The sequence below is a fragment of the Taibaiella helva genome, from assembly GCF_003545695.1.
Classification (GTDB): domain Bacteria; phylum Bacteroidota; class Bacteroidia; order Chitinophagales; family Chitinophagaceae; genus Taibaiella; species Taibaiella helva.
In genome coordinates, this window is the sequence record NZ_QUZZ01000031.1 from 1 (window position 1) to 1,658 (window position 1,658).

Sequence of the window (1,658 nt, forward strand, 5' to 3'; positions counted from 1 at the left end):
CATTATACCAATACGGCCGCTTCCCGTTACCTGTACGATGCCACCGGCAACACCATCAAAGACCAGGTGAGCGGGCAGGATACGATCCTGTGGAACCATTACAACAAAGTGACACAGACCCGCAGGGACAGCCTGGGCAACAACCTGGACTTTGCCTACGACGGCGCCGGCAACCGCTACCTCAAATCGGTGGTGCGCAGCAGCGGCGATACCACCTTTGAACGCTCCGATTATTATGTACGCGATGCACAGGGCAATATACTGGCCGTATACGATGCCGAAAGCCGCTATACCCTCGATACCCGCCAATGGGTGGAGTACATCACCACCCGGCTGATGGCCGAGCACTATACTTTCCTTTCCCATATCGTAGCGCCTCATTTTGCACAGGAAGCCCACTTCAAAGCGGTCCTGCAGGGACAGGTCTCAAAAAATGACAGCTATATGTCCCAGCTGGCCCAGGCCTGGCCGGTCTCCTTCTATGTAGCCCATAGCAAGGCCGTAAAAGGCAACCTGCTCAGCTTTGCGGGCGAATACCCCGACTTTTACCAGAACCTGCGGGGCTTTACGGTGCAAACCGGGCAGCCCTTGCTGGCCGCCGCCCTGTACAACGATCTCCACCAGGATGAGGGTCAGAATACGCGCTTTTTCAATGACCTGCTGTCGAAGGAGACCGAGACGTCTATCCGCCCGCATACCCTGGAGCTCCTGTGCACCTATGCCGACAGCATGATGCAGCAACAGTTCCGGGATATGGGCATCGATTACCAGGAAGGCCAACCGGCAACCAATGCAGACAAGCTCCATAAGACACTTAAAAGTAATCCTGAACGCATCGCGGAGGTCGCCGACGGCCTCAATAAAAAGATCGTGTACGATGGCTTTGGCGATCAATACTGGTCTTTCCTGCAGCAGTTCTGCACCGATGGCGCCATACTGGCCAGCCCCGTATATTTCGATACCAGGGACCGCGCCCTGCTGGTGGGCTATTGCCAGAACGCCCTGGCGCGCAGCGCCAGCGATACCGTGCTCGGCGCCTATTTCGATACCTGGGACAAGGCACGCGACTGGATGAGCAAGACCAGCGACCGGCAGATGCTGCTGCAAGTGGTCTACGACAACGATCCCGCAGCGTTCCTGAACCATTACATTGCGAATGGCGCCAATAACGATCTCACAGCCGTTTACAACAGCCTGGCCGCAGTGCCCTGGATCAGGCCCTGGTATTATGCAGACCTATGGCGGCCCTGGGTCATTACCGATTCCATTATCCATACCGTATATGAGGAGGTGGTCAGATCAAGAAGGGTATCGCTGGCCGAGCATCACCTCTATGGCAGCAGCCGCCTGGGCCTTAAGAAGTACCTGCCGGGACAGTATTACCTCAACTGGGACAACAGCGGCCCGCAGCCGGTAGCCGATACGGTAACCCTGAACGCCCGCAGGCCCTGGTACAGCCTGGAATACAACGACGACATCAGCGCCCTGGCGCAGCAACCCTGGAACCAGACGGAGGGCAGCCCCTTCCTGGCCGGCCATACCCGGGGCGAGAAGCAGTACGAGCTGAGCAACCACCTGGGCAATGTGCAGGCTACCATAAGCGACTATCCTTACCTGCGTCCCGTGGGCGAGGGCGACAGCATCAGGCTGCGCAATGC

The 1,658-nt window shown here is 57.7% G+C and carries 1 protein-coding gene; it reads left to right on the forward strand.

Annotated features, from left to right (window positions below; translation table 11 throughout):
- Positions 1-1,658 (forward strand): hypothetical protein (locus tag DZC79_RS20980; protein WP_118953575.1); only part of this gene is annotated, 1,658 nt, incomplete at both ends.